Below are 25954 nucleotides of genomic sequence, written 5' to 3'. Positions count from 1 at the left end.
GACGGCCTGGCAACCGTCGCGGCCCGCCTTCCGGGGGGGGGCAGGTGGTGGACGGTCTGATCGTGCTGTCGGGCGCGCGGGCCGGGGATCCGGGCGCGTGGACCGTGGCGGGCGCCCCCGGACCGCTCCGTGCACGGTCGGACTCCGTCGGCGGGACCGACATTTGCGGAAGCCGGAGGACACTCCGCGATCCATCCCGAAGCAACGCCCCCTGGCCGCCCCGCGGTTGATACACCTCACCTCAGTACGAGAACCGGACCCACGGGCCCCAGGGGGAGAAGCGGTGCGCACAGGGCTGTACGGCCGAGGCGCGTTGTTCGACACGGAACCGCCGGGCCTCGCCGCACGGCTCGTCGGTCTGCGTCCGTTCCAGCACGGGACCAGTCCGTACGAGCACCCGAGGGATCTGCCCTTCGTGGTGTTCGCCGGCGCCCGCGGGCTCGGCAGGAGCGCCGTGCTGGCCGAGCTGCGGGCCGCGTACGAGGGGCACACGCCCGTCGCGCTGATCGACTGCGAGGAGGACCGGTTCGCGCGGTGTCCCGCCGGGCGCCCGCAGGAGTCCTGGTCGCCGCTGTCGCAGGCGCTGGTGACGATCGCCGAGCAGCTCGCGGAGCCCGTGGCCGACGCGGGACGGATTCCGTTCCCCCGCCTCGCGACGGGCCTGCTGGCCGTGGCGGCGGGCGGCTGGAACGACCGGGACGTGCCCCGCGTCCGCCGGGAGGCCGAGCGCATCCTGCTGCTGAACGACACCGGTTCGTGGGCCGGCGGACACACGCGCCGCTGGATCGGCCGGGTGTCCGCCCGGCTGACCGACCCTCTCACCGGCCCCCTCACCGGCTCGCCGTCCGGTACGGGGCCGGTGGTCGAGCCGGTCGTCGAGGCCGCCCTGGAGGCGTTCTCCGAGGGGGTCTCCCCCACGCACCGCCGGCTGCGCAAGGCCGCCACCTGGTACCGCGACCACCCGAACGCCGGGGGCAGCCCCAAGCTCGGACTCCTGCTGCTCTCGGGCCACTTCAGGGCGGGCGGCGACCCGCGCGCCCACGCCGAGGGCCATCTCGTACGGGCCCTGCTGGCCGACCTCGACGACGCGTACGGCGGTGCGCTGCCGCGCGCGAACCGGCCCGGGCGTCCGGTGGTCCTCGTCGACAACGCGCAGACCGCTCCGGGGACCGGGCTGATCGGTGCGGTGCTGCGCGACCGGGCCGCCGGCGTCGCCGACCGGGTGGCGTTCTTCGCCGGGCTGCGCGGCCACGGCCATCCGGCGCTGCGCAACGCGGCCCGCGGCACCCTGTCCGGGCTGGCCCGCGCGAGCGGCTGGGAGCCCGGCGGCACGGCCTCCTCCCGGGCGCTGCTGGTGCCGCTGCCGCCGCTGTCCCCCGACGACTGCGCGCGGGTCGTCGAGACGGCCTGCCGGGGTCTGGCCGTACCGTCCCGGCTGCCGCGCGCCGCCCACCGGCTGACCGCGGGCAACCCGCTCGGCACCGCGCTGCTCGCCGAGTCGGCCCGCCGGAACCTGCCCCGCGGCGCCGTCACCCCCGGCGACCTGCTCACCGCGGACCTCGGCCGGGGCGACGGCGACCGCGCCGCCTGCCGCGAGCTCCTGGACCGTCTCGTGCCGGACGGGTGCCGGGACGCGGCGGCGCTGCTGGCCGTGGCGCACGACCGCGCGTCGGCGTGCGCGCTGGCCTCGGCGCTGCTGCCCGGCGACTTCGGCACGGCGGGGGTCCTCGCCCTGGAGGCACGCCTCGCCGAGGAGGGACTGCCCACGGTGCCCGGCCGGTTCGTCGGCGACCCGTTCCTGCGGGCCCTGCTCCTGCTGGAGCTGTACCGCGGGGACCCGGACCACACCGCCTGGCGGGCCGCCCACCGCACACTCGTCGCCCACTACACGGACGCCCCGGGCACCGAGGCCGCTCCGGACGACCGCGGGAGCGCGGACGACGGGGCGCGGCGCGTCCTGTACCGGCTGCACCACGAACTCGCCCTCGGCGCCACCGAGCCGGCGGTCACCCACCTGCGCGACGCCTTCCACCGCTCGGCCCCCGCGCAGTGGCTGTCGGCGCTGGCCTTCCTCGCCTCGGCCCCGTACCACCCCACCGCCGTGTCCGAAGCGGTCACCGTGCCCGAGGCCGTCCCCGCCGCCGTCGCCGATGACCGGCCGCCGGTCGCGCTCGGCCGCGTCGGCACCGGCCCCCGGCCGCCGGACGGCGTGGACACCGCGCTGCACCTGCGGGTGCGCCGGCTCCTGTACGGGGTCTGGCAGGTGACCGACCCGCTGGCGCTGCCCGACCCGGTCGTCGCCGAGCGGCTGCGGTCCGAGCTGGAGCACCTGTCGAGGCTCCGGCCCGCCGACGCCGAACCGCTGCGACGGGCCTCACGTCACTGGCCGCAGGACGCCCTGGCGGGCCGGCCCCTGCGCGTGGGTTAGCCACGCGCAGGGGCCGGCCCGCCAGGACCTGCGGGAACGTACGAAAGACGTCAGACGCCGGCGTACGAGTGCTTGCCGGTGACGAAGATGTTCACGCCGTAGTAGTTGAACAGCCAGCAGGCGAAGGCGATGAGCGCGATGTACGCGGCCTTGCGGCCCTTCCAGCCGGCCGTGGCACGGGCGTGCAGGTACGTGGCGTAGGCGACCCAGGTGATGAAGGACCAGGTCTCCTTGGGGTCCCAGCCCCAGTAGCGGCCCCACGCGTCGCCCGCCCAGATCGCGCCGGCGATGATCGTGAACGTCCACAGCGGGAAGACGGCGGCGTTCACGCGGTACGAGAACTTGTCGAGCGAGGCCGAGGCGGGCAGCCGCTCCAGCACGGAGGTCGCGAACCGGCCGGGCTTTCCGCCGGTCGCGAGCTTGTTCTCGTAGCTGTCCTTGAAGAGGTACAGGATCGTGCCGACCGCGCCCACGTAGAAGACCGCGCCGCAGAAGATCGCCGTGGAGACGTGGATGTACAGCCAGTACGAGTGCAGGGCGGGCACCAGCTGGTCGCTGGCGGTGTAGAGGACCGTGACGGCCAGACCGAGGTCCAGGAGGACCGTCGTCGTCAGGAAGAGGCCCATCCAGCGGACGTCCTTCTTCATCGCGAGCAGCGCCAGGTACACGCCGACGGCGACGGTGGAGAAGGTGATGTTGAACTCGTACATGTTGCCCCACGGCGCCCGCTGCACCGACAGGGCGCGGGTGAGCACGCCACCGAACGCGATGAGGAAGGCGAGCGCGGTGAGGGAGACCGCGATCCGACCGTAGAGGTCGCCCTGCTCGTCCCCGCCGTGCGCGCCGGGCCCGTCCGGCACGTCGCGGGCGCCGGCCGCGGCCCGGGTGACGACCTTGGGCCGTTCCAGCACGGCGGTGCCGCCCGCGTTCTGCACGGTGACCGCGGGGCCCGCCGCCTTCTTGGCGCCCTTGGCCCCCGTGGCGTCCTTGTCGGCGGTCAGCGCGGCGGCCGTGCGGCCGACCTTGCTGCGGCTGCCGAGGAGCCATTCGGCGATGTACGCGAAGAAGGCCAGCGTGTAGACGGCCATCGCGGAGTAGATCAGCGTGTTGCTGAGGTTCGCGAGGTTCTCGTTGGTCGCGGCAGCCAGATCGGTCGCGGCGGCGAGGTCGGTTGCGGCGGCGAGCGTCACTTCGTCTCAGCCCCTTCGGCAGGTGCGGCGGGAGGTTCGGGGGTGGTCTCGTTCTCGGCGTCCGGGCCCGGGTCCGGATCGGAGCCCGGGTCGGGGCCGGGGTCCGGGTCGGGGTCCGGGCTGTCGGGTGCGCCGGGTGCCAGGTCGTAGAGGTGGCCGGCCAGGACGCCCAGCTCCTCCGGGACCTTGGCGGACTCGCTGCGGCCCAGGCCCGCCATCTCGACGACCGTGACACCGTCGGGGCCCGTCACCGCGCGCACCCAGACGCGGCGGCGCTGGATGAAGAGGGAGGCAGCCAGTCCGAAGATGGCGCCGAAGGCCCCGGCGAGCGCCCAGCCGGCCCCGGGCTGCCGGGTGACCTGGAAGTTCGCCCACTCCTTGATCCCCTTCTCGAAGGTGATCGAGCCGGCGCCGTTCGGCAGCTGCATGGTCTCGCCGGGCTTCAGGTTCTCCCGCAACTGCTTGCCCTTGGAGTCCTTGAACTCCTTCAGGTTCTTCTTCTCCAGCTGGTACACGCTCTGCGGCAGGCCCGCGTCGACGCCGAGGTCGCCGTGGTACGCGGTGAGGTTCAGCACCGGGTTCAGCAGCGAGGGGAACTGCGAGACCACCGCGGTGCCGTCCCCGCCGTACGCCGGCAGGAAGAACGCCTGGAAGCCGAGCTGCTCCCGCTCGCCCTTGCCGTTCTCGTAGCCGTCCATGACCTTGATCGCGCCGGTCGAGGTGGAGTTGGAGTCGAGCGGCAGCAGCGGCACGGCCTGGCGGTAGACGACGTCGCCTGCGCCGTTGCGGACGGTGACGACGGGCGCGTAGCCGTGGGCGGTGAGATAGACCTTCGAGTCGTCGATGTCCAGCGGCTTGTTGACCTTGATGGTCTTCTTCTTCTCGGCGCCGTCGGCGCCCTCGCTGTAGTCGACGGTCGCCTGGTACGTGCGCGGGGTGCCCCGGTTGGGTCCCGTCGCCTCGTACGTACCGGTGAAGTCGTTCAGGACGAAGCTGAACGGCTCCAGGTCGTCGGTGTCGAAGAGGGCGCCGGACTTGAAGTCGTCGTACTGGGTGAGCGTGTTGGCGAACCCGTCGCCCTCGACGACCAGCTTGTTGCCCTCGGACTTGAAGAGCTGGCCCCAGGCGAAGGCGGTCAGCATCACGATCAGCGCGATGTGGAAGGCGAGGTTGCCGACCTCACGGAGGTAGCCCTTCTCGGCGGCGACCGCGTCCCCGGCCGCATGCGCCCGGAAGCGCCGCCGCTTCAGGAGCTTCAGCGCCTCCTCCCGGACCTCCTCGGGTCCGGCCTCGGTCCGCCAGGTCGTGTACGCGGGCAGCCGGGTCAGCAGGCGCGGCGCGCGCGGCGGGCGGCCGCGCAGCTGGCCGACGAACTGCCAGGTGCGGGGCACGATGCAGCCGATGAGCGAGACGAAGAGCAGGATGTAGATCGCGGAGAACCACACGGAGCTGTACACGTGGAACAGCCCGAGCTTCTCGTAGACCGGGCCGAGCGTGGTGTGCCGGGCCCGGAAGTCGGCCACCTTCGTCTCGTCGGTCCCGGACTGCGGGATCAGCGAGCCGGGGATCGCGCCCAGTGACAGCAGGAAGAGCAGGAGCAGCGCGACCCGCATCGAGGTCAGCTGCCGCCAGATCCAGCGCACCCAGCCGACGGCCTCGCGGCCGGTCCACACGAGCCATCCGGTGACACCGGGCGTGCGCGCGCCGCCGAAGGAGCCGGGCATCGCCGTCTCCCGGGGCGCGGTGGACAGCTGGGACCCGGCCTCGCCGAGCTCGCCCGCGTCCCGCGCCGCGGCGTCGCTCCCGTCGCTCTCCCCACCGGTTCGCACGTCAGTGTCCCGTGTCGTGCTCATACGTCAGACCCCTACCGTGAAGCCGTCGGACCAGCCCTGCATCTCCTGCACGATGCTGTCCCATGCGCCGGTCAGCAGGAGCAGACCGGTCGCGATCATCATGCCGCCGCCGATGCGCATGACCCACACGTAGTGGCGCTTGATCCACCCGAAGGCACCGAGCGCCTTGCGGAAGGCGAGCGCGGCGACGACGAAGGGCACGCCCAGACCGAGGCAGTACGCGACCGTCAGTATGGCCCCGCGGCCGGCGCTCGCCTGGTCGGAGGAGAGCGCCAGCACCGAGGCGAGCGTCGGTCCGATGCAGGGCGTCCAGCCGATGCCGAAGAGCGCGCCCAGCAGGGGCGCGCCGACCAGCCCGGCCACCGGCCGCTTGTGGAAGCGGAACTCGCGCTGGGTGAGCCAGGGCATCATGCCCATGAAGAACACGCCCATGACGATCATGAGCCCGCCCAGCACCTTGGACAGGATGCCCGCGTGCTCCTGCAGGGTGGAGCCGAAGTAGCCGAAGAGGGCGCCGCCGGAGACGAACACGGCGGTGAAGCCGAGGACGAACAGCGAGGCCCCGGCGACCATCCGGCCGCGGCGCGCCTCGGCCAGGTCGGTGCCGCTGATCCCGGTGACGTACGAGAGGTAACCGGGCACGAGCGGCAGGACGCACGGTGAGAAGAAGGAGACGAGCCCGCCGAGCAGCGCGATCGGGATGGCGAGGACGAGCGCCCCGGTGAGGACGGTCTGGTTGGTGCCGGTGCCGGCGGCGGCCACGAGGAGGGACACGAGGTCACTTCTCCGCGAGGATCGGCTTGAGCATCTTGCGCAGGCTGTCCTCGCTGAGCGCGGCCAGCGACCGGGAGGCGACCTTCCCGTCCCGGTCGAGCACGAGCGTGGAGGGGATCGTCTGCGGGTTGAGCGTGCCCTTCTCGAAGCGGAGCATCAGCTTGCCCGTGGGGTCGTACAGGCTCGGGTACTCGACGCCGTGGGCCTTCTCGAAGGCGATCGCCGGGGTGGTGCTGGTGTCGCGGGTGTTGATGCCGACGAACTGCACACCTTGGTCCTTCAGGTCCTCGGAGACCTTGACGAAGTTCTTGGCCTCCAGGCGGCAGGGGCCGCACCAGGAGCCCCAGACGTTCAGGACGACGACCTTGCCCTGGTAGTCGGCGACGTCGAGCTGCTTGCCGTCGATGGTCTTCCCGGACAGCTCGGGGGCCTGCGCGCGGCTGCCCCGCTCGACCGTGGCGATGCCGTCGGAGCCGGTCACGAAGCCGGTGTCGCCCGACCCGCCGGACCGGCCCCCGGATCCGCACGCGGACAGGAGCAGCGCCGCGGCGACGGCTGCGCCGGTCAGCGCGGCGGCGCGGCTACGGGTCCGGTTCGTGCGCCGTGGGGCGCGGCTGGCGGCACTCATGTGAAAAGTTTCGCATGTCCGTTCCGGGGATCTTGCGCACCCCCCTCGCGGGGACGGAACGGCGGGCAGGACCGCGTTTCAGGCAGCCTTCGCCGGGTTCCCCGTGCCACCCCGGCCGGAGCCGGAACCGGAGCTGGAACCGGAGCCGGAGCCGCTCCCGGAGTTCGTGGTGACCTCACCGAGGAAGGTGCTCCAGCCGCCGGAGGGCTCCTGCCCCACGTCCAGCGACCGCAGCTGCTCCAGGACGGCCTCGTCCTGCACGTCGAGCCAGTCCACGAACTGCCGGAACGACACCAGGCGTACGTCCTTCTTGCCGGCGATGTGCTTCAGCGCGCCCTCGACGGCGTCCATGTAGATGCCGCCGTTCCAGTCCTCGAAGTGGTTGCCGACGAAGAAGGGGGCGCGGTTCGTCTCGTAGGCCCGCGTGAAGCCCGCTATGTACGACTCGGTCGCCTGCTTGCGCCAGGCCGGGTAGTTGGCGGGCGGGGCCTGCGTCGTGGCGACCGACTGGTTCGCGAGGATGTTGTAGTCCATCGAGAGGACCTCGAAGGTGTGCCCGGGGAAGGGCATCGCCTGCAGCGGCAGGTCCCACAGGCCCTCCTTCTTGCCGGGCCAGACCTGGGTGCCGCCGGGCGAGGAGGCGTCGTAGCGCCAGCCGAGCTCGCGGGCGGCGGGCAGCAGGTTGTCCTGGCCCTTCAGGCACGGGGTGCGGCCGCCGACGAGCTCCTTGTCGTAGTCGAAGGGCAGCGAGGGCACCTCGTCCTCGCTCCAGCCCGTGTTCGTGCGCCACTCCTTGACGAAGGCCTTCGCCTGGGCGATCTCGCTCTTCCACTGGGCCGGCGTCCAGTTCTCGACCGTGCCGGTGCCACCGCAGAAGTGGCCGTTGAAGTGGGTGCCTATCTCGTGCCCGTCGAGCCAGGCCCGGCGGAGGTTCTTCAGCGTCGACTTGATGTGGCTGTCCGTCAGATAACCGATGTCGGACGCGCCCGGCGCGTTGTTCGGCGGGAGGTACTTGCGCTTTTTCGACTCGGGCAGGAGATAGAGACCGGAGAGGAAGAACGTCATTCGCGCGTCGTGCTCTTCGGAGAGCTTCAGGAATCGCTCGAAGAGGCCGTTGCCGACGTCTCCGGCGCCGTCCCAGGAAAAGACGACGAACTGCGGCGGGGTCTCGCCCGGTTCGAGCGGCACGGGTTTACCGGGCTGCTTGGGCTGCTTCCCGGTGAAGGAGGTGGAGCCGTCGCCGAGGGGACGGGCGGGACGTCCACCGCCGTGACCTCCCGAGTCGCCGGCGCCCGCGGAGTCCCCGGAACCGCCGACACCGTCGGAGTGGTTCCCCAGAGCGGTACCGCAGCCCGCGAGCCCCACGGCGGCCGCGGCTCCGACTCCGAGCCCCAGCATTCCCCTTCGGCCGATGTCACGCATTCCGTCCCCATTCGTCGTGCCCGTGCCCAAGCAATCTGGACACGTGGTTAGAGGGCACGACGAACGAGCGGGTTCCCCCGCACACTCAGATATTTGGGTGACTTTCCGATGATGAACTTGTAACGGAAATATGGGAACCGCCCGGCGGGGCGGGTCAGGCTAGGCCCCGTAAGCCTTGGACTTGCCCTTCACCGGCTTGGCCCCGGCCAGCAGGTGCGCGGGCACGAGCTCGCGCGCGGGCTCCGTGTAGCCCACGGACACGATCTTGTCCCCCCGGTACGTGAACGTGGTCAGCGACGCCAGCGTGCACTGCCGCTTGCGCGGGTCGTGCCACAACCGCCGCCGCTCCACGAAGGACCGCAGGATCCAGATGGGCAGCTGATGGCTGACGCACACGGCCTCGTGCCCCCGCGCCGCGTCCTTCGCGGCGTCCAGCGCCCCCATCATCCGTACGACCTGCTCCAGGTACGGCTCGCCCCAGGACGGCTTGAACGGGTTGACCAGGTGCTTCCAGTTCTCGGGATTGCGCAGCGCCCCGTCCCCGACCCCGAAGGTCTTGCCCTGGAAGACGTTCTCCGCCTCGATCAGCCGCGCGTCGGTCGCCAGCTCCAGGCCGTGCGCCTCGGCGATCGGCGTGGCCGTCTCCCGGGCCCGCTCCAGCGGGGAGGAGACGACGTGCGTGATGTCACGCGGCGCGAGGTGCCCGGCGACCCGCTCGGCCATCCGCTGCCCCAGTTCGGACAGGTGGTAGCCGGGGAGCCGCCCGTAGAGCAGTCCGTCCGGGTTCTCGACCTCTCCGTGCCGCATCACGTGTACGACGGTGATGTCACTCATGCTGCCGTGGCCTCCGCTGCTGCCCGTGCCGCCGCCGGAAGGGCGTCGGCGATCCGCTGTACCGCCTGCTCGTCGTGCGCCGTCGACACGAACCAGGACTCGAACGAGGACGGCGGCAGGTAGACGCCCTGCGCCAGCATCGAGTGGAAGAAGGCGTTGAAGCGGTACGACTCCTGCGTCTTCGCGTCCTCGTAGTTGCGTACCTCCGTCCCGGTGAAGAAGACGGAGAACATGTTGGACGCGTTCTGCAGTCTGTGCACCACACCTTCCTCGGTGAGGGCGTCCGTGACGAGCGTACGGATCTGCTCGGACACCGCGTCGACCTTGGCGTACGCGGCGTCGTCGAGCAGCCGCAGCTGGGCGAGGCCCGCGGCGGTCGCGACCGGATTGCCGGACAGCGTGCCGGCCTGGTAGACGGGGCCGACGGGCGCGAGGTGCGCCATCACGTCCTTGCGCCCGCCGAAGGCCGCGGCCGGGAACCCGCCGCCCATGACCTTGCCGAAGGTGACGAGGTCGGGCGCGACGCCGTCGATCCCGTACCAGCCCGCCCTGCTGGTACGGAAGCCGGTCATCACCTCGTCGGAGATGTACAGGGCGCCGTCCGCGGCGCAGGCGTCCTTGAGTCCCTGGTTGAAGCCGGGCAGCGGCGGCACGACGCCCATGTTGCCGGGCGAGGCCTCGGTGATCACACAGGCGATCTCGCCGGGATGCGCGCGGAAGGCCGCGTGCACGGCATCGAGGTCGTTGTACGGCAGGACGATGGTGTCCCCGGCCTGGGCGCCGGTGACGCCCGGGGTGTCGGGAAGCGCGAAGGTGGCGACGCCGCTCCCGGCGGCGGCCAGCAGGGCGTCCACGTGCCCGTGGTAGCAGCCGGCGAACTTCACGACCTTGGCGCGGCCGGTGAAACCGCGCGCGAGACGGATGGCGGACATGGTCGCCTCGGTACCGCTGGACACGAGCCGGACCTGCTCGACCGGCGCGACGCGGGCGACGATCTCCTCGGCGAGCGCGACCTCGCCCTCCCCCGGCGTACCGAAGGAGGTGCCTCGGGAGACGGCCGCCTGGACCGCCGAGATCACCTCCGGGTGGGAGTGGCCGAGGATCATCGGCCCCCAGGAACACACGAGGTCGACGTACTCCCTTCCGTCGGCGTCCGTCAGGTAGGGACCGTTACCGGACACCATGAACCGGGGCGTACCGCCCACGGCGCGGAACGCGCGGACGGGAGAGTTCACGCCGCCGGGCGTCACGGCCGCCGCACGGTCGAAAAGATTCTGCGAAACTGGGGCTTCGTACGGATAGCTCACACGGACCATGGTGTCAGAGGCTGCGAAGATCCTGCGGACAGGTGTTTCACCGTACGTTTCGGCGTGCGGCCGTGGGGGAGGTCACTGTCACGATGATCGGGTTGCGTGGCGGGGGTCGCGCGCCCTGGAAAAGCAGTCGGGTGGAGATATGCATCGCGGTGGCGGACTGGGCGAGGGGACCGATGACCTCGGTCCTCGGCGTGCCCGGCGGGGGAAGCACCGGCGCGAGGCGGAAGCGGCCGAAGCACGTCAGACTCAAGGGTCACAGGGCGAACCTGAGCGGATCGAGCCGTCCGCGCGTATGGACGGTATGGACTACACGGACCGCGGGGCGGACCAGCTCAGGCCAGGAAGCAGCGGGAATGGTGGCCGGGTGGGGGTGACCTACAAATACTTCGGGGCTCCGGACGGCGCGACAGCCGCCCGCGTCCCCATCTCCATGCGTCCGGAGGAGCTCGGCGGCGACGAGCTGGGTATGAACGGCATGTTCACGAAGATCAAGCCGGAGACGATGGCCGCGATGGTCCTCACCGGCATCGAGGGCATACCCCTGCACAAGGTGCCCCCGCTCGAACTCGTCGTCCTGCACCCCGACTACGCCGTCGTCAGGCTCCCCATGACCGTCGTCGACCCGCTGCGCGGCATAGGCGAGGAAGCCGTGGGCGCGGCCGCCTTCATCTGGTCCACGGTCCCGGACCGCGGCGGCCCCCGCGACGCGTACAACGTCTACCAACTGCTCCACGAATGGCAGGACTTCAGCCACCGGCTGCATGAGGCGGGGCACCAGCCGTACTGCCTGGTCTGGCCCTGACGGACCCCGTCCCCGGGGGCGAGGGGAACGGCCCGCTTTCAAGGGCCGCGGAGAGCTGCCCGCTTTCAAGGGGCGCGGGGAACTGCGCGATCAGCCACGGCGGACCCGCACCCGCGGAACCGGCCGAGGACGACGGACGACGGACAACGGAACGTGGGCGACCGCCCCGAGCGGTCGCCCACGTTCCGGCACAGATCACGCGGCCAGCGTCACCGCGCTGATCGCCGGCGCCCGCAGCGCCCGCCGCGCGGTGACCAGACTCGTCCCGAATACCGCCACCGCCGCCACCCCCGCGATCCCGAACCAGATCCCCAGCGCCGTCCCCCACTCCGGCAGGACCGCGTCCGTGCGGACCATCGTGAACGGGATGATCCCGGCCAGCGCGGCGACCGTACCGAAGAACACCCCGGTCACCGTCAGGACCGCGGACTCGATGCCGATCATGCCGAGGACCTGCCCCGGAGTCGCCCCCGCGAGCCGCTGCTGCCCGAACTCCTTGCGGCGGTAGGTCGTCGCCGCGTACAGGGAGTTGACCAGCATGATGCAGGAGAAGACCACGATGATGCCGACGACCGTGAGGTTGAGGGTCTCGAGGGTCTTCGCGTCGACCGACTTGGGGACACCGGCGGCGTCGATGGCGTCGTTCTCGACCGCCTGCATGCAGAGGGTCGCCACGGCCATGCCGGTGAACAGGGTCAGCGGCAGCAGCACACCGGACAGCTGAGCGGCCCTGATCTTCAGTGCGCGTACCGCGAGATAGGCGCTCGGACCGCGCAGGGGCAGCGCCCCGACCAGCCGCTTCAGCAGGGCCGGCGCCCCCGTCCCGAAGCCGGCCGCGAGCAGGATCGAGCCGTACACGGGCGGCGCCATCAGCGCCTCCCCGGTCGAGTCGAGGGCGAAGGTGACGGTGACCGCCACGGCGCCGGTGATCAGCGCGGCGCGGGTGAGGAACGTGCGTCCCCGACCCGGGGACGTGGTCCGCCGGGCGGTCCACCGGGTGGCCCGGCGCACCGCGAGGAACGCCGCGCCCGCCGCCGCGGTCACCGTGACGGCGAGGCCCGAACCGATGGCGGCGGGGCCGAAGACGTGGTCCACGGAGCCGGCGACCTGCCCGCTGTCGTGGAAGAGGCCGACCAGCGCCCGCCCGGCGAGCACGGCGGGACCGACGGCGAGCAGCGCGGCCACCACGGCGACGACCGCCGACTCCCCGACGACCATCCGCCTGATCTGTGCGGGTGTGGCCCCTGAGCAGCGCAGCAGTTCGATCTCCGCGGAGCGCTGGCGCACGTTCACCGTCAGCGTGGAGGCGATGGCGAAGAACACCAGGAGGCTGCCGTAGCCGCCGACGACGGCCGCCGAGGTGGTCAGGATGTCCTTGCTGACGGCGTCGACGCCGTCCGCGCCGGCCGTGTCCAGCAGCGAGTTGAACGTCATGACGATCGTCGCGCCCAGGAAGGCGGACAGCAGGGTCGCGGCGAAGCGCCCGGGGCGCTTGCGGACGGATCGCACGGCCAGGGTGACCATCATGGTCAGACCCCCGCCATCACGTCGTCGCCGAGGTGGGTGAGGCGCTCCGCCACCGCGTCCGCGGTCGGCCGGTGCATCTCGCCCACCAGCCGCCCGTCCGCGAGGAACAGCACCGAGTCGGCGTACGAGGCCGCGACCGGGTCGTGCGTCACCATGACGACCGTACGGCCGTGGACGCGTACCGCCTCCTGGAGGAGCCGCAGCACGTCCCGCGCGCTGCGGGTGTCCAGGGCGCCGGTCGGCTCGTCCGCGAAGATCACGCTCGGCTCGGTGACCAGGGCGCGGGCGATCGCGACGCGCTGGCGCTGGCCGCCGGAGAGCTGGTCGGGCAGGTGGCCGAGGCGGTCGCCGAGGCCGACGGCCGTGAGGATCTCGCGCACCCGGTCGCGGTCGACGCGGCGCTGGGCGAGCCTCAGCGGCAGGACCGTGTTCTGGGCGACGGTGAGCGTGTCCAGCAGGTTGTACTGCTGGAAGACGAAGCCGATCCGGTCGCGCCGGAACTTCGTCAGTTCCGCCTCGGTGCCGCCGGTCATCTCGGCGCCGTCGACCGTCACGGTGCCGCTGTCGGGCCTGTCGAGTCCGGCCGCGCACTGCAGCAGCGTGGACTTGCCGGAGCCCGAGGGCCCCATCACCGCGGTGAAGGTGCCGCTCGCGAGGCTGAGCGTCACGTCGTCCAGCGCCTTCACGGCGCTGTCGGCGCTTCCGTAGGTCCTGCTGACCTCGACCAGCCGCAAGGCCGTCCCGGCGGCGCCTGTGTCGTGGCCGCGGCCGTTGCCGTAACCATGGCCACTGCCGTAACCGTGGCCACTGCCGTCGCCACTGCTACGGCCATGGTCCTGACTACGTCGATCGGTTCGGCGAAACATCGTCATCAGCCTCCGTCGGGCACGGTCCGCACCCCTCCGTCGGACACTCCCTGTGCCTCGTGGAGAACGCTACGGAGCGAGCGGAGCGGGCACATTGGGCGCAGAGCCCGTATCCGCGGGTGTACTCAGCGCCACCCGTGCCATGCGGCGGGCCCCCGGCCCGGCGGCGACACCGCCGGGAGCGGGCCCGGACGACGGGCTCCGGGAGAGGCGGTGAGCGGGGGTCACCCCGCGCCGATCGTGAACCCGGTCACCGAGCCGCCGCCCTCCCGCCGCCCGGCGAACGGTTCTCCGCCGTGGGCGGCCGCCACCTCCCGGACGATCGACAGGCCGAGTCCGGAACCGGGCAGGCTGCGGGCGTCCGGCGCGCGGTAGAAGCGGTCGAAGACCCGGTCCAGGTCCTCCTGCGCGATGCCGGGCCCGCGGTCCATGACCTCGACGCGGACGGTGTCCCCGGCGCGCGTCACGACGATCTCGATCGGCTCGCCCCCGTCCCGGTCGAACTTCGCCGCGTTCTCCACCAGGTTGGACACGGCCCGCTGCAGCGCCATGGGCCGTCCGTCGGTCTCCGTGTCGCCGGACACCCGTACCGTGACGGCCCGCCCCGTGCGCCGGCGCGCCGCCACCGCCACGTCCTCCGCGATGCCGGCGACGGACACCCGCCGCGGCGGCTCGGTGTCGGAGCGGCCGGCCGCCAGCGCGACCAGTTCGTTGACCAGGTCGGTGAGTTCGCGGGACTCCTGGGCGAGGTCGGCGACCAGCTCCTCGCGGGCGGCCGGCGGGAGTTCGTCCATCCGGCGCAGGATCGAGATGTTCGTACGCAGCGAGGTCAGCGGCGTACGCAGCTCGTGCCCCGCGTCCTGGACGAGGCGCCGCTGGTCGTCCTCGGACTGGGCGAGCCGGCCCAGCATCCGGTCGAAGGACCGGCCCAGCCGGGCCACCTCGTCGTACCCGGCGACCGGCACCTGGATACCGAGGCTCCCGGTGCGCGCCACGTCCTCGGCGGCCCCCGCGAGCCGTACCAGGCGCGAGGTGATGCGCCGGGCCAGCCACCACCCGAAGAGGCCCGCGGCGACCACCACGGCCGCCTCCAGCAGCACGGTCCGCTGCTGGAGGTCGCGCAGCAGGTCCTCGGTGCCGCTGAACTCCTGCGCCACCTGCACGGCGCCCCGGCCGCCGCCGAGCGAGACGGTCGCGACGCGGTAGCCGTCGTCGCCGACGTCGACGTCCCGGTGCTCCACCAGCCGTCCGGCGGCCCGGCCGGTCGCGACCGGCCGGTCGGCGGCGTCCACGGGCAGCGGCGGGTGCCCGCGGTCGACGACCGTCCCGCCCGGCCCCAGGACCTGTACGACCGTGCCGCTCGGCCGGACGATCTCGTCGCGCGGGCCGCCGTCGGCGTCGCCGGTCGCGAAGTCCGCGGGCGACAGCGGGGTGCGCCGCACCTCGTCGAGGAGGTCCCGCACGACGCCCTCGAAGACGGTCTGCTGGTCCACGCGCACCAGCCGGGCGGCGGCGTCGTACGACAGGAGGCCGACGAGGACGGTGACGACCGCCGCCACGGCCGCGAACGACACGGTGAAACTGGTCCGCAGCGAGGACAGCCGCGCCCCGGCCGGCCACCGCCCGGACCGGCCCCGCCGCACTCAGTCCTCCCTCAGCACGTACCCCACGCCGCGCACGGTGTGGATCCGCGACGGCACGCCCGGTTCGTCCAGTTTGCGCCGCAGGTAACCCACGTACACGGCGAGGTTCTTGGATCCTGGCCCGAAGTCGTATCCCCAGATGCGGTCGTAGATGATGGTGTGGTCGAGGACGATGCCGGCGTTGCGGACGAGCAGCTCCAGCAGGTCGAACTCCGTGCGGGTGAGCTCGATCTCCCGCGGTCCCCGCCAGACCCGGCGGGCCTGCGGGTCGAGGCGCAGGCCCGCGGCGGCGATCCGGCCGTCCGGCAGGTGCCGCGGTTCGCCGGGGGCGTCCTCGGGGGCGACCGTGCGCCGCAGCAGGGCCCGCAGGCGGGCGAAGACCTCCTCGACGTCGAACGGCTTGACCACGTAGTCGTCGGCGCCGGCGTCCAGACCCGCGATGCGGTCCGCGGTCTCCACGAGCGCGGTGAGCATCAGAATGGGGGTGCGGTCGCCCTCCGCGCGCAGCACACGACAGACCTGGAGGCCGTCGATGCCGGGCATCATCACATCGAGGACGAGTACGTCGGGCGGGGTGCGGTGGGCCTGCGCGAGCGCCTGGACCCCGTCGGCGACCGCCGTGACCGCGTACCCCTCCAGGGTCAGGGCCCGCTCCAGGGCATGGCGGATCGCGCGGTCGTCCTCGGCGAGCAGCAGATTGTGGGGCACGGAACCAGTCTGCCAAGCCCTTCTGTACGTACTACCTGATGAAGGGGGTTACGGCCGGGCCTCTTACCCGGCTCTCACCCCGCCGGGACCGGTGGCTTACCTCGCCCAGCCACCGTGTCCCTCGTGCCGGGGGCGAGCGCCGCGACGGGGAGGGCCACGCACCGCATGAAGCGCACGGGACACACGGATCACACGGGACGTACAGAGCGTACGGAGGGCGAGGGGACCGCGGAACGCATGGGGCGCAGGGACTGGGGCCGGAGCCGGAACCGGGACAAGGATCGAGACCTGAGCCGGGCAGGTCGTACGGGCCGTCGCACGAAGGTCGTCTTCCTGCTGCACAACGCGTACGCCATAGGCGGGACCGTCCGCACGACGCTCAACCTCGCGGCGGCGCTCGCCGACCGGTACGACGTCGAGATCGTGTCGATGCGGCGGCACCGGGACGAGCCGCGGTTCGCCGTCGACCCGCGGATCAGGGTGGTACCGCTGGTGGACGAGCGGGACGGCAGCGCCGATCTCACGGATCCCGAGTACGCCCGGCCGGCCACGGACTTCCCGGACTCGGACAAGCGGTACGCGCAGTACACGCGGCTCACCGACCTGCGGGTCCGTGAGCACCTCACGGCCTGCGACGCGGACGTGGTGATCGGCACCCGGCCCGGCATCAACGTCTACGTGTCCCTCTTCGCGCCGCGCCGGGCCCTGCGGATCGGCCAGGAGCACCTGCGGCACGACGCGCACGGCAAACGGCTGCGGGGTGTGCTGGGCCGGCACTACCGGTGGCTGGACGCGGTGGTGACGACGACGGAGGCGGACGCGGAGGTGTACCGGCGGCGGATGCCCCTGCCGGGCGTCCGGATCGCGGCGGTGCCGAACATGGTCCCGGCGCCGGAGGGCATCATCCGCGACGGGTCGGCGAAGACCGTGGCCGCGGCGGGCCGGCTGGTCCCTGCCAAACGCTTCGACCTGCTGATCGAGGCCTTCTCGGCGGTCGCCTCGAAGGAGCCGGACTGGCGGCTGCGGATCTACGGCGGCGGCCCGCAGCGGGACCATCTGCAGGACCTGGTGGACGGGCTGGGCCTGTCCGCGCACATACGCCTCATGGGCCCGACCACCCCCATCGAGGCGGAGTTCGCGAAGTCGGCGATGGTGGTCTCGGCCTCGGACGCGGAGTCGTTCGGGATGACGCTGGTCGAGGCGATGCGCTGCGGGGTGCCGGTGATCAGCACGGACTGCCCGCTGGGGCCGGCCGAGATCATCACCGAGGGCGTGGACGGGCGGCTGGTACCCGTGGGCGACTCGCGCGCGCTGGCCGGGGCGATGCTCGACCTGATCGAGGACGCACCGCTGCGCCGCGCGATGGGCGAGGCGGCGCTGGTCAGCTCGCACCGCTACGACCCGGAGCCGATCGTGGCCCGCTACGAGTCGCTGTTCACGGAGCTCGCCGCGACCCGTGCGCGCCGGTCCTGGACGCGGACCCGTTCGCGGGCCGCTTCCTGGGCCCGCCGCCGGGCCCGCGTCCTCCGCCGTGCCCTGTCGGGCCGCCCCCGCCTGAACAACACCAGACCGGCAGGGCCGTGACCGGCGGCTCCGCCGGGGGCGGGTGAACGGGCGGTCGGCTCGGCCGCGGCCCGGGCCCGGCGGGGGCTGATCGCGCAGTCCCCCGCGCCCCTGACGGGACGTTGCTCCCCCGGCCCCGCAAGGGGCGCGGGGAACTGCGCGGCCCGCCCCCACCGGGCCGCGGCCGGATCCGCGGCCTCGGGCTACCGCGGCCGCAGCGCGGCGAGCTGGTCCGCGAAGGGGACCACGTCGAACCCGCCGACCCGAACGGCATCGGCCCGCCGCGTCGCAGGTACGGGCGCAGGCGCAGGCACGGCGGCGGGAGCAGGGGCAGGGACGGGAGCGATGTACGGCGCCGTGTCGGTGCCGTACTCCGCCCCGGCCACAACCCGGCGCCCCGCCCCGGAGCCGCCCGAGCCACCCTCGTCGCCCGAGCCGTCCGGGCCACCCGCAGGGACGAGCGCGAACAACTCCCCCGCCGCCCGGTCGATCCGCTCGGCCAGCCCCTCCGCCCCCCAGTCCTCCGAGGCCGCGTAGACCGCGGTCGGCACGACCACCGCCCGCAGGTACGCGAACAGCGGCCGCATCGCGTGTTCCAGGACCAGCGAGTGCCGGGCCGACCCCCCGGTCGCCGCGACCAGCACCGGCTTCCCCGCCAGCGCGTCGCGGTCCAGCACGTCGAAGAACGACTTGAACAGCCCGCTGTACGAGGCGGAGAAGACCGGCGTCACGACGATCAGCCCGTCCGCGTCCGCCACGGCGGACAACGCGGCACCGAGCGCCGGCCCCGGGAACCCGGTGGTGAGGTGGTGCGCGATCTCGACCGCGAGATCACGCAGCTCGACCACCTCCACCTCGGCCGGTGCCCCGGTGGGGGCACGTCCCACGACGGCCGCGGCGAGCCGGTCACCCAGCAGCCGCGTGGACGACGGGACACTCAGCCCCGCCGAGACGACGACGAGCCTCATGACGCGGACACCTCCTTGTCGGCATCGGCGCCGACAGCGGTCGCGGCGGCGGCAGCGACCCGCGCCGCGTGCGTGGGCGCCTCCGGCACCCCGGCGGCCCGCCTCTTCGCGAACTCCTCCCGGAGCACCGGCACGACCTCCTCGCCCAGCATGTCGATCTGCTCCAGCACGGTCTTCAGCGGCAGCCCGGCATGGTCCACGAGGAACAACTGCCGCTGGTAGTCACCGGCGTAGTCCCGGAAGGACAGCGTCTTCTCGATGACCTGCTCGGGCGTACCGACCGTCAGCGGGGTCTGCTGCGTGAAGTCCTCCAGCGAGGGACCGTGCCCGTACACCGGCGCGTTGTCGAAGTACGGCCTGAACTCCCGCACCGCGTCCTGCGAGTTGCGCCGCATGAACACCTGCCCGCCGAGCCCGACGATCGCCTGCTCGGGCGTGCCGTGCCCGTAGTGCGCGTACCGCGACCGGTACAGCTCGATCATCTGCTTGGTGTGGTCGGCCGGCCAGAAGATGTTGTTGTGGAAGAACCCGTCGCCGTAGTACGCGGCCTGCTCGGCGATCTCCGGCGAGCGGATCGAGCCGTGCCAGACGAACGGCGGCACGCCGTCCAGCGGCCGCGGCGTCGAGGTGAACGACTGGAGCGGCGTACGGAACTTGCCCTCCCAGGTCACCACGTCCTCGCGCCACAGGCGGTACAGCAGGGCGTAGTTCTCGACGGCGAGGTTGATGCCCTGGCGGATGTCCTTGCCGAACCAGGGGTAGACCGGGCCGGTGTTGCCGCGCCCCATCATCAGGTCCATCCGGCCGTCCGCGAGGTGCTGGAGCATCGCGAAGTCCTCGGCGATCTTCACCGGGTCGTTGGTGGTGATGAGGGTGGTGGAGGTGGAGAGGATGAGGTTCTCGGTGCGGGCGGCGATCCAGCCGAGCATGGTGGTCGGCGACGACGGCACGAACGGCGGGTTGTGGTGCTCGCCGGTCGCGAAGACGTCGAGCCCGACCTCCTCGGCCTTCTGCGCGATGGCGACCATCGCCTTGATCCGCTCATGCTCCGACGGGGTCCGGCCCGTGGTGGGGTCGGGCGTGACGTCGCCGACGGTGAAGATCCCGAACTGCATGGCTGTCTCATCCTCCGCAGGTTGTTTACGATTCAACTATACCCGCAAACGACCCTCCCTCCAGGACTATTCCCCCGCCCTCCTGGAAGCGGACCGGTGACGGCCGTCCGGTCCCCGGCGGCCCCGACCGGGTCCGCCCGCCCGGCAGGCGCCGCCATCAGGGGAGGGGAGACGTCCGCCTATCCTTTCCGGTGAAGCGGTCGAAGCGACCGCCCGTACGAGCGGACAGCGGCGGCAGTCGCCGCACCCGCGCCCGCCACCTCCCCCGTCCCGCCCTGCCCCGCCACGTTCCGCCCCGCCCCGCCTCCGAGGAGCAGCCCATGACCGCCGCCGCACCCGCCTCGTCCGCCGCGCCCGCCGCCGTGTCCCGTATCGCCGTCGTCACCGGCGCGAGCAGCGGGATCGGCGCCGCGACGGCCAGGCAGCTGGCGGCCGCGGGCTACCGGGTGGTGCTCACCGCGCGCCGCAAGGACCGCATCGAGGCGCTCGCGGAGGAGATCGGCGCGGCGGGCGGCCAGGCGACGGCGTACGCGCTGGACATCACCGACCGCGCGGCGGTCGACGAGTTCGCGACGGCCTTCAAGAAGATCGGCGTCCTGGTCAACAACGCGGGCGGCGCGCTCGGCGCCGACCCGGTCGCGTCCAGCGACCCGGCCCAGTGGCGCCAGATGTACGAGACGAACGTCATCGGCACACTGAACGTCACCCAGGCCCTCCTGCCCGCGCTGACCGCGTCCGGCGACGGCACGGTGGTCGTCGTCTCCTCGACGGCGGGCCACGGCACCTACGAGGGCGGCGCCGGCTACGTGGCCGCGAAGCACGCCGAGCACGTCCTGGCCGAGACGCTCCGCCTGGAGATCGTCGGCACGCCGGTCCGGGTCGTCGAGATCGCGCCGGGCATGGTGCGGACCGACGAGTTCGCGCTGACGCGCTTCGGCGGCGACGCGGAGAAGGCGGAGAAGGTCTACGCCGGGGTGGCAGAGCCCCTCACCGCCGAGGACGTCGCCGAGACGATCGCCTGGACGGTCACCCGCCCGTCGCACGTCAACATCGACCTGCTGGTCGTACGCCCCCGGGCCCAGGCCTCCAACACGAAGGTCCACCGGGAGCTGTAGTGCCGGCCCCCGACCCCGCCGACCGCACCCGGGAACAGCGCCGCCTGGCCCAGGAGAGGAAGGACGAGCGCTACGTCTGGTGGTACCTGGCCTACTTCCTCTTCGGCATCCACATCGTGGCGTTCGTGATGATCTACGCGGTCATGCACGCGAAGTGACCTGCGCCCCGCCGCAGGCGACTAACCCTTCACGCACACGACCTGCTTGAGCTTCGCCACCACCTGGACCAGGTCCCGCTGCTGGTCGATCACCTGCTCGATCGGCTTGTACGCGGCCGGGATCTCGTCCACGACACCGGCGTCCTTGCGGCACTCCACGCCCCGCGTCTGCTCCTCCAGGTCCTTCATCGTGAAGCGGCGCTTGGCCGCGCTGCGGCTCATGCGCCGTCCCGCCCCGTGCGAGGCCGAGTTGAAGGCCTTCTCGTTGCCGAGCCCCTTCACGATGTACGAGCCCGTGCCCATCGAGCCCGGGATGATCCCGTACTCGCCGGAGCCCGCCCGGATGGCGCCCTTGCGGGTGACGAGGAGGTCCATTCCCTCGTACCGCTCCTCCGCCACGTAGTTGTGGTGCGCGCTGATCTCGGGCTCGAAGGCCGGCCTGGCCTTCTTGAACTCCTTGCGGATCACGTCCTTCAGCAGCGCCATCATCAGCGTGCGGTTGTACCTGGCGTACTCCTGCGCCCAGAACAGGTCGTTGCGGTACGCCCCCATCTGCGGGGTGTCCGCGACGAAGACCGCGAGGTCCCGGTCGACCAGGCCCTGGTTGTGCGGGAGTTCCCGCGCGATACCGATGTGGTGCTCGGCCAGTTCCTTCCCGATGTTCCGGGAGCCGGAATGCAGCATGAGCCAGACCGAACCGTCCTCACTCAGACAGATCTCGACGAAATGGTTTCCCGATCCGAGCGTTCCCATCTGCTTCGTGGCACGCTCCTGTCGGAATTTGACCGCTTCCGCGACCCCGTCGAACCGCTCCCAGAAATTGTCCCAGCCCCCGGTGGCGAGCCCGTGGAAGCGGCCCGGGTCGACCGGGCTGTCGTGCATCCCGCGGCCCACCGGGATCGCCTGCTCGACCTTCGTCCGCAGCCGGGAGAGGTCACCCGGGAGGTCGTTGGCCGTCAGGGACGTCTTCACCGCGGACATGCCGCAGCCGATGTCCACGCCGACCGCCGCGGGGCACACCGCGCCCTGCATGGCGATGACCGACCCGACCGTCGCGCCCTTGCCGTAGTGCACGTCCGGCATGACCGCCAGGCCCTTGATCCAGGGCAGCGTCGCGACGTTGCGGAGCTGCTGCATCGCGCCGTCCTCGACCGACGCCGGATCCGCCCACATACGGATCGGAACCTTCGCCCCGGGCACCTCTACGTACGACATAACGTCCTCATTCCCCCGTGAAACGAACAAAAGTCTCACATCGCAAAACCGGCGCCAAGGCCAACGTATGGGACAGCGGACCGGCATCCACGGCAGTGCGTGCGATACACATTGTCTCCAGGGCCCGCCCCCGTGCGGCAACCGAATAACCACAGGACACCCCGGTCGCGAGCACAGCGGAGCGACCTGTCGAGAGGAGCCCACCGTGCAGCGGAAGGCGTACGTACCCGGCGTCACCGCGCTCCTCGCGGTGCTGCTGGCCGGCTGCACCGGTGGATCGTCGGACGGCGGCGGCAAGGACGACCCGAAGCCGGGCGGCACGGCGACCGCCGCCGCCGCACCGCAGCCCGGCAGGTACCGCACGCTTCCGGAGCCCTGCGGCGCGGTGGCGCAGAGCACCCTCGACTCGCTGCTGCCCGGCATCGCGCAGCTGACGGACGAGGAGCAGCGCGAGAAGGCGTACGAGGGCACGGCGACGGTCACGTACGACACGGACCGGAAGGTCGGCTGCCGCTGGAAGGCGGAGTCGGCGACCGCCACGGACCACCTGCTGGTCGACTTCGAGCGCGTGGTCTCGTACGACAACGCGGTCAGCGACGACGACCGCGCGACCGACATCTACGCGAAGAAGGAGGCGGCGGCCGACCTCCCGGAACCGGTCGCGTCCCCCTCGGAGTCGACCGAACCGAGCGAACCGAGCGGGTCGAGCGGGCCGGGAGAGCCGAGCGGGTCGACGGGTCCGGACGATTCGACCGGATCGTCCGCTTCGGCCGGCTCGAAGGCCTCAGGGTCCAAGGCGTCCAAATCGGCTTCCGCGTCGGCGTCGGCCTCCGGTGTTCCCGGCTCCGCCTCCACCGCCCTGCAGCCCCGCACGCTCGACGGCCTCGGCAGCGCGGCGTTCCTCGACGACGCGCTGAACGACTCCAAGCAGCGGTCGGTGACTGTGGTGTTCCGCACGTCCAACGTGGTCGTGACGATCCAGTACGACGAGCAGCCGGCGACCACGACGGACGTCCCGAGCAGCGAGGAAATGCAGGACAGGGCGCAGAAACTGGCGGGTCAGCTCGCCGAGACGTTCAGCGATTAGAGATGTTCGGCGGTGGTTTCGGCCTCGGCGGAACCTGAGCCGCACATGTCCCGTTCGGCGTACCGTGGCTCCCCGGACCCCGACCGAGTGCGGCCGGTGGAGAACGCGGCCGTCCGCACGCACACCCGAGCGTCTTGAGTGAAGGAACCATGCACCGATCCGTACAGCGACACCGTCAGCGACTCACCCGCGTCCTCGTCGGGGCGGCCGCCCTCCCGGTGATGCTCGTCGCCTCCGGCTGCTCCTCGGACTCCGGCGACGGCTCCGGTTCCGGCGACGACGCGAAGAAGGGCTCCGGCGCCTCGGCGTCGCCCTCCGCCACGGAGGCGGGCACGGTGGTGAAGGAGGCGGCGTACGCGAAGCTGCCCGAGCCCTGCAAGGTGTTCTCGTCGAAGACGCTGAAGGAGCTGGTCCCGGAGGGGGCCAAGTCCGGCAGGGAAGGCACCTCGGACGACGTCGCCACGCGCGGCAACTGCTCCTGGGACAGCCTGGACAACAACGGTGTGAAGGGCTCGCAGTTCCGCTGGCTGAACGTGTCGCTGCTGCGGTTCGAGTCCGACCAGACCCGTGGCACGGGCGAGAAGCTGGCCTCCGAGTACTACGCGAAGCACGCCGAGGACGCGCGCTCGGTGAAGGGCGCGAAGGACGCCAAGTCGGCACCGGTGTCCGGGACGGGCGACGAGGCGACCCTGGTGACGTACGACCTGAAGAAGGACGAGGGCACCTTCAAGCAGCAGACGCTCGTGACGCGCGTCGAGAACGTCGTCGTGACGGTCGACTACAACGGCGCCGGTCTCGCGGGGGAGAAGTCCCCGAAGGTGGCCGACCTGTCGAAGGCGGCGCAGAAGGCCGCGAAGGAGGCCGTCCAGGCGGTCGTGGCCGCCAACGAGGGCGGCGACGCGGCCGGCTCGGGCGGCGCCAGGACGACTCCCGGCAAGAGCGCCGACTCCGACGCGAGCGCGAGCGCCAGCAAGTCCTCGGGCAAGGGCGCGAGCATCGGCAAGGACGGCGACGACGGCTCGCAGGACGGCACGGACTCCGGCGGGTCCGCCACCAAGGGCGCCACCAAGGCCGCCGCCAGGAAGAGCTGACACGGGACCCGGACGGGCCTGATACCGACGGCCGGTTCCGGCGTTCACGGCGGCCGATCGCTGATCGGAGCATCCAGTCCGGTTGCCGTCCCACTCGCGGTCCGACCAGGACATTTGGTGGAGCCCGGCCCTCGCGGTGGCCGGGCTCCACCCGTACCGGGCGTCCGTACCCCGTACACATGTGCCACTCTGTTGCGCGCAACAGGTCGTAAGGGGAGGGGAGTACGGGTGGCCGCGCCTATGCAGCTCACCAAGACGCACAAGATCCTCATCGGGGTGGTCGTCTTCGGAGCGGTCGTCATCGCAGCGATCGGCTTCGCCGGTTCCTACGCGGCGGTACGTGAACTCGCCCTGGAGAAGGGCTTCGGGAACTTCAGCTACGTGTTCCCGATCGGCATCGACGCGGGCATATGCGTCCTGCTCTCGCTCGACCTGCTCCTCACCTGGATCAGGATCCCGTTCCCGCTGCTGCGCCAGACGGCGTGGCTGCTGACCGCGGCGACGATCGCGTTCAACGGCGCGGCGGCCTGGCCGGACCCGCTCGGCGTGGGGATGCACGCCGTCATCCCGATCCTCTTCGTGGTCTCCGTGGAGGCGGCCCGGCACGCCATCGGCCGGATGGCGGACATCACGGCCGACAAGCACATGGAGGGCGTGCGCCTCACCCGCTGGCTGCTCTCTCCGTTCCCCACGTTCCTGCTGTGGCGCCGGATGAAGCTGTGGGAGCTGCGCTCCTACGAGCAGGTCATCAAGCTGGAGCAGGAACGTCTCGTCTACCAGGCGCGGCTGCGCTCCCGCTTCGGCCGTGCCTGGCGCCGCAAGGCCCCGGTGGAGTCCCTGATGCCGCTGCGGCTGGCCCGGTACGGCGTGCCGCTGGCGGAGACGGCGCCCTCGGGTCTGGCGGCGGCGGGCATCGAGCCGGCGCTGCTGCCCCCGGCTCCGCAGCCAGCCCTGGAGCCGGCCGACGCGTCCGCGGGCGGCCGCGCCCCCGTGGTGGCGGCCGCCGCACAGGACGACAGGGCCCCTGCCCGCGGGCGGCGTCCCGCTCCGGGGAACGACGGGTTCCCCGAACCCCCGGACCATCCCGAACACCTCGAACACCTCGATCAGCCGGACCACTCCGAGCCGCAGAATCCGTGGCTCCACGCCCGGGACCCCCAGTCCGTCGCGTACCAGGGCGGCTACGACCCGACGTACGACCCGGAGGCCGCGTACACCCAGTGGTACTCGGAGCAGCAGCAGGCCGAGGAGTTCGAGGAACAGCAGCGGCTCCAGGACGAGCGGCGGTTCCAGGACCGGCGGCGGTTCGAGCAGGAGCCGCAGGCTCCCGGGTCCGCTCCCGAACCCGCTCCCGAGCCGTCCATGGAGGACACCGGCACCTTCCCGATCCCGTCGGGTCCCAACCGCACCCGCCAGCTCGGCGAGGGCGGCGGCACCCCGGTCCAGGAGCCGGACGAGGAGTCGTTCTACCAGCTCTTCAAGCGGTCGATAAACGGGCACGGCAGTTACCCGACTCCGCGTGAGTTCGGCACCGACGTCGAGGCGGAGTTCCGCCTCGACCTGCCCGAGCAGGAGGCCAAGCGGCTGGTCACGCGCTTCACGAACCGCCACTTCATGGAACTGGAAGAAGACCACATCGCCTAGCGCAGGC

Annotated in this window: 22 protein-coding genes; 8 read left to right on the top strand and 14 right to left on the bottom strand. The window is 72.0% G+C overall.

What is annotated here, in order from left to right:
- The first annotated feature begins 283 nt into the window (after positions 1 to 283).
- Positions 284 to 2428 (top strand): hypothetical protein, encoded by a 2145-nt coding sequence (locus QFZ75_RS22040; protein WP_307539426.1) that lies wholly within the window; start codon positions 284 to 286, stop codon positions 2426 to 2428.
- Between the two features lie 50 nt (positions 2429 to 2478).
- Here QFZ75_RS22040 and ccsB read toward each other — a convergent pair whose 3' ends face one another.
- The 7 genes from ccsB to hemL all read right to left on the bottom strand — a co-directional run bounded on the left by ccsB (position 2479) and on the right by hemL (position 10445).
- Complete coding sequence (gene ccsB / locus QFZ75_RS22035) at positions 2479 to 3618, bottom strand: c-type cytochrome biogenesis protein CcsB (RefSeq protein ID WP_307539424.1); 1140 nt, start codon at positions 3616 to 3618, stop codon at positions 2479 to 2481.
- A complete protein-coding gene (locus QFZ75_RS22030) occupies positions 3615 to 5471 on the bottom strand; it encodes a cytochrome c biogenesis protein ResB (protein WP_373465918.1) in 1857 nt (618 codons plus the stop codon). The genes ccsB and QFZ75_RS22030 overlap by 4 nt, the downstream gene beginning before the upstream one ends.
- Positions 5472 to 5474: 3 nt before the next feature.
- The gene (locus tag QFZ75_RS22025) at positions 5475 to 6245 is read right to left on the bottom strand and encodes a cytochrome c biogenesis CcdA family protein (RefSeq protein WP_307539422.1); all 771 of its coding nucleotides are present in this window, start codon (positions 6243 to 6245) and stop codon (positions 5475 to 5477) included.
- A 4-nt stretch (positions 6246 to 6249) separates the two neighbouring features.
- Positions 6250 to 6873 carry a TlpA disulfide reductase family protein gene (locus tag QFZ75_RS22020; protein ID WP_307539420.1) on the bottom strand — a complete coding sequence of 208 codons (624 nt, stop codon included), beginning with the start codon at positions 6871 to 6873 and terminating at the stop codon, positions 6250 to 6252.
- A gap of 78 nt (positions 6874 to 6951) precedes the next feature.
- On the bottom strand, positions 6952 to 8295 hold the full coding sequence (locus QFZ75_RS22015) for a hypothetical protein (protein ID WP_307539419.1): 1344 nt from the start codon (positions 8293 to 8295) through the stop codon (positions 6952 to 6954).
- A gap of 159 nt (positions 8296 to 8454) precedes the next feature.
- Positions 8455 to 9129, bottom strand: a complete 675-nt coding sequence (locus QFZ75_RS22010; protein WP_307539417.1) for a histidine phosphatase family protein — start codon at positions 9127 to 9129, stop codon at positions 8455 to 8457.
- The gene (hemL, locus tag QFZ75_RS22005) at positions 9126 to 10445 is read right to left on the bottom strand and encodes a glutamate-1-semialdehyde 2,1-aminomutase (RefSeq protein ID WP_307539415.1); all 1320 of its coding nucleotides are present in this window, start codon (positions 10443 to 10445) and stop codon (positions 9126 to 9128) included. Before hemL ends, QFZ75_RS22010 begins: the two co-directional genes overlap by 4 nt.
- 139 nt (positions 10446 to 10584) lie before the next feature.
- Here hemL and QFZ75_RS22000 point away from each other — a divergent pair, with 139 nt between their 5' ends.
- Positions 10585 to 11247 carry a hypothetical protein gene (locus tag QFZ75_RS22000; RefSeq protein WP_307539414.1) on the top strand — a complete coding sequence of 221 codons (663 nt, stop codon included), beginning with the start codon at positions 10585 to 10587 and terminating at the stop codon, positions 11245 to 11247.
- 195 nt (positions 11248 to 11442) lie between these two features.
- On the opposite strand, the gene QFZ75_RS21995 is transcribed toward QFZ75_RS22000, so the two are convergent.
- The 4 genes from QFZ75_RS21995 to QFZ75_RS21980 form a co-directional block, all read right to left on the bottom strand.
- Positions 11443 to 12771, bottom strand: coding sequence for an ABC transporter permease (locus QFZ75_RS21995; protein ID WP_307544675.1), 1329 nt, complete (start codon positions 12769 to 12771; stop codon positions 11443 to 11445).
- A gap of 5 nt (positions 12772 to 12776) precedes the next feature.
- The gene (locus QFZ75_RS21990; RefSeq protein WP_307539412.1) at positions 12777 to 13508 is read right to left on the bottom strand and encodes an ABC transporter ATP-binding protein; all 732 of its coding nucleotides are present in this window, start codon (positions 13506 to 13508) and stop codon (positions 12777 to 12779) included.
- 356 nt (positions 13509 to 13864) lie between these two features.
- Positions 13865 to 15283: a HAMP domain-containing sensor histidine kinase gene (locus QFZ75_RS21985; RefSeq protein ID WP_307539410.1), complete on the bottom strand. Its 1419-nt coding sequence runs from the start codon at positions 15281 to 15283 to the stop codon at positions 13865 to 13867.
- Complete coding sequence (locus QFZ75_RS21980) at positions 15284 to 15991, bottom strand: response regulator transcription factor (RefSeq protein WP_307539408.1); 708 nt, start codon at positions 15989 to 15991, stop codon at positions 15284 to 15286.
- A 237-nt stretch (positions 15992 to 16228) separates the two neighbouring features.
- Here QFZ75_RS21980 and QFZ75_RS21975 point away from each other — a divergent pair, with 237 nt between their 5' ends.
- Positions 16229 to 17575 (top strand): glycosyltransferase family 4 protein, encoded by a 1347-nt coding sequence (locus QFZ75_RS21975; protein WP_307539406.1) that lies wholly within the window; start codon positions 16229 to 16231, stop codon positions 17573 to 17575.
- Positions 17576 to 17757: 182 nt separating this feature from the next.
- Here QFZ75_RS21975 and QFZ75_RS21970 read toward each other — a convergent pair whose 3' ends face one another.
- The gene (locus tag QFZ75_RS21970; RefSeq protein ID WP_307539404.1) at positions 17758 to 18522 is read right to left on the bottom strand and encodes an FMN reductase; all 765 of its coding nucleotides are present in this window, start codon (positions 18520 to 18522) and stop codon (positions 17758 to 17760) included.
- Positions 18519 to 19637 carry an LLM class flavin-dependent oxidoreductase gene (locus tag QFZ75_RS21965; protein ID WP_307539403.1) on the bottom strand — a complete coding sequence of 373 codons (1119 nt, stop codon included), beginning with the start codon at positions 19635 to 19637 and terminating at the stop codon, positions 18519 to 18521. The genes QFZ75_RS21970 and QFZ75_RS21965 overlap by 4 nt, the downstream gene beginning before the upstream one ends.
- A gap of 320 nt (positions 19638 to 19957) precedes the next feature.
- Between QFZ75_RS21965 and QFZ75_RS21960 the strand changes: the two genes are divergently transcribed.
- Positions 19958 to 20752: an SDR family NAD(P)-dependent oxidoreductase gene (locus QFZ75_RS21960; protein ID WP_307539401.1), complete on the top strand. Its 795-nt coding sequence runs from the start codon at positions 19958 to 19960 to the stop codon at positions 20750 to 20752.
- A complete protein-coding gene (locus QFZ75_RS21955) occupies positions 20752 to 20910 on the top strand; it encodes a hypothetical protein (RefSeq protein WP_307539399.1) in 159 nt (52 codons plus the stop codon). Before QFZ75_RS21960 ends, QFZ75_RS21955 begins: the two co-directional genes overlap by 1 nt.
- A 21-nt stretch (positions 20911 to 20931) precedes the next feature.
- On the opposite strand, the gene QFZ75_RS21950 is transcribed toward QFZ75_RS21955, so the two are convergent.
- Positions 20932 to 22125, bottom strand: a complete 1194-nt coding sequence (locus QFZ75_RS21950; RefSeq protein ID WP_307539397.1) for an RtcB family protein — start codon at positions 22123 to 22125, stop codon at positions 20932 to 20934.
- Between the two features lie 205 nt (positions 22126 to 22330).
- Between QFZ75_RS21950 and QFZ75_RS21945 the strand changes: the two genes are divergently transcribed.
- From QFZ75_RS21945 to QFZ75_RS21935, 3 genes are all read left to right on the top strand, one after another.
- Positions 22331 to 23212, top strand: a complete 882-nt coding sequence (locus QFZ75_RS21945; protein ID WP_307539395.1) for a DUF3558 domain-containing protein — start codon at positions 22331 to 22333, stop codon at positions 23210 to 23212.
- Positions 23213 to 23361: 149 nt separating this feature from the next.
- Positions 23362 to 24303, top strand: coding sequence for a DUF3558 domain-containing protein (locus tag QFZ75_RS21940; RefSeq protein WP_307539393.1), 942 nt, complete (start codon positions 23362 to 23364; stop codon positions 24301 to 24303).
- Between the two features lie 228 nt (positions 24304 to 24531).
- Entirely contained in the window at positions 24532 to 25947 is a 1416-nt protein-coding gene (locus QFZ75_RS21935; protein WP_307539392.1) for a DUF2637 domain-containing protein, read from the top strand.
- The last annotated feature ends 7 nt before the right edge of the window (positions 25948 to 25954 follow it).

The organism is Streptomyces sp. V3I8, from assembly GCF_030817535.1.
GTDB lineage: Bacteria > Actinomycetota > Actinomycetes > Streptomycetales > Streptomycetaceae > Streptomyces.
This window is presented reverse-complemented; position numbering and strand designations above follow the sequence as displayed.

Bases quoted from the DNA above. Each gene is read 5' to 3' on its own strand.
- QFZ75_RS22030 (WP_373465918.1), bottom strand. From the start codon at position 5,471: ATGAGCACGACACGGGACACTGACGTGCGAACCGGTGGGGAGAGCGAC.
- QFZ75_RS22020 (WP_307539420.1), bottom strand. From the start codon at position 6,873: ATGAGTGCCGCCAGCCGCGCCCCACGGCGCACGAACCGGACCCGTAGC.
- QFZ75_RS22015 (WP_307539419.1), bottom strand. From the start codon at position 8,295: ATGCGTGACATCGGCCGAAGGGGAATGCTGGGGCTCGGAGTCGGAGCC.
- QFZ75_RS22010 (WP_307539417.1), bottom strand. From the start codon at position 9,129: ATGAGTGACATCACCGTCGTACACGTGATGCGGCACGGAGAGGTCGAG.
- hemL (WP_307539415.1), bottom strand. From the start codon at position 10,445: ATGGTCCGTGTGAGCTATCCGTACGAAGCCCCAGTTTCGCAGAATCTT.
- QFZ75_RS22000 (WP_307539414.1), top strand. From the start codon at position 10,585: ATGCATCGCGGTGGCGGACTGGGCGAGGGGACCGATGACCTCGGTCCT.
- QFZ75_RS21995 (WP_307544675.1), bottom strand. From the start codon at position 12,771: ATGGTCACCCTGGCCGTGCGATCCGTCCGCAAGCGCCCCGGGCGCTTC.
- QFZ75_RS21975 (WP_307539406.1), top strand. From the start codon at position 16,229: ATGGGGCGCAGGGACTGGGGCCGGAGCCGGAACCGGGACAAGGATCGA.
- QFZ75_RS21970 (WP_307539404.1), bottom strand. From the start codon at position 18,522: ATGAGGCTCGTCGTCGTCTCGGCGGGGCTGAGTGTCCCGTCGTCCACG.
- QFZ75_RS21965 (WP_307539403.1), bottom strand. From the start codon at position 19,637: ATGCAGTTCGGGATCTTCACCGTCGGCGACGTCACGCCCGACCCCACC.
- QFZ75_RS21960 (WP_307539401.1), top strand. From the start codon at position 19,958: ATGACCGCCGCCGCACCCGCCTCGTCCGCCGCGCCCGCCGCCGTGTCC.
- QFZ75_RS21950 (WP_307539397.1), bottom strand. From the start codon at position 22,125: ATGTCGTACGTAGAGGTGCCCGGGGCGAAGGTTCCGATCCGTATGTGG.
- QFZ75_RS21940 (WP_307539393.1), top strand. From the start codon at position 23,362: ATGCACCGATCCGTACAGCGACACCGTCAGCGACTCACCCGCGTCCTC.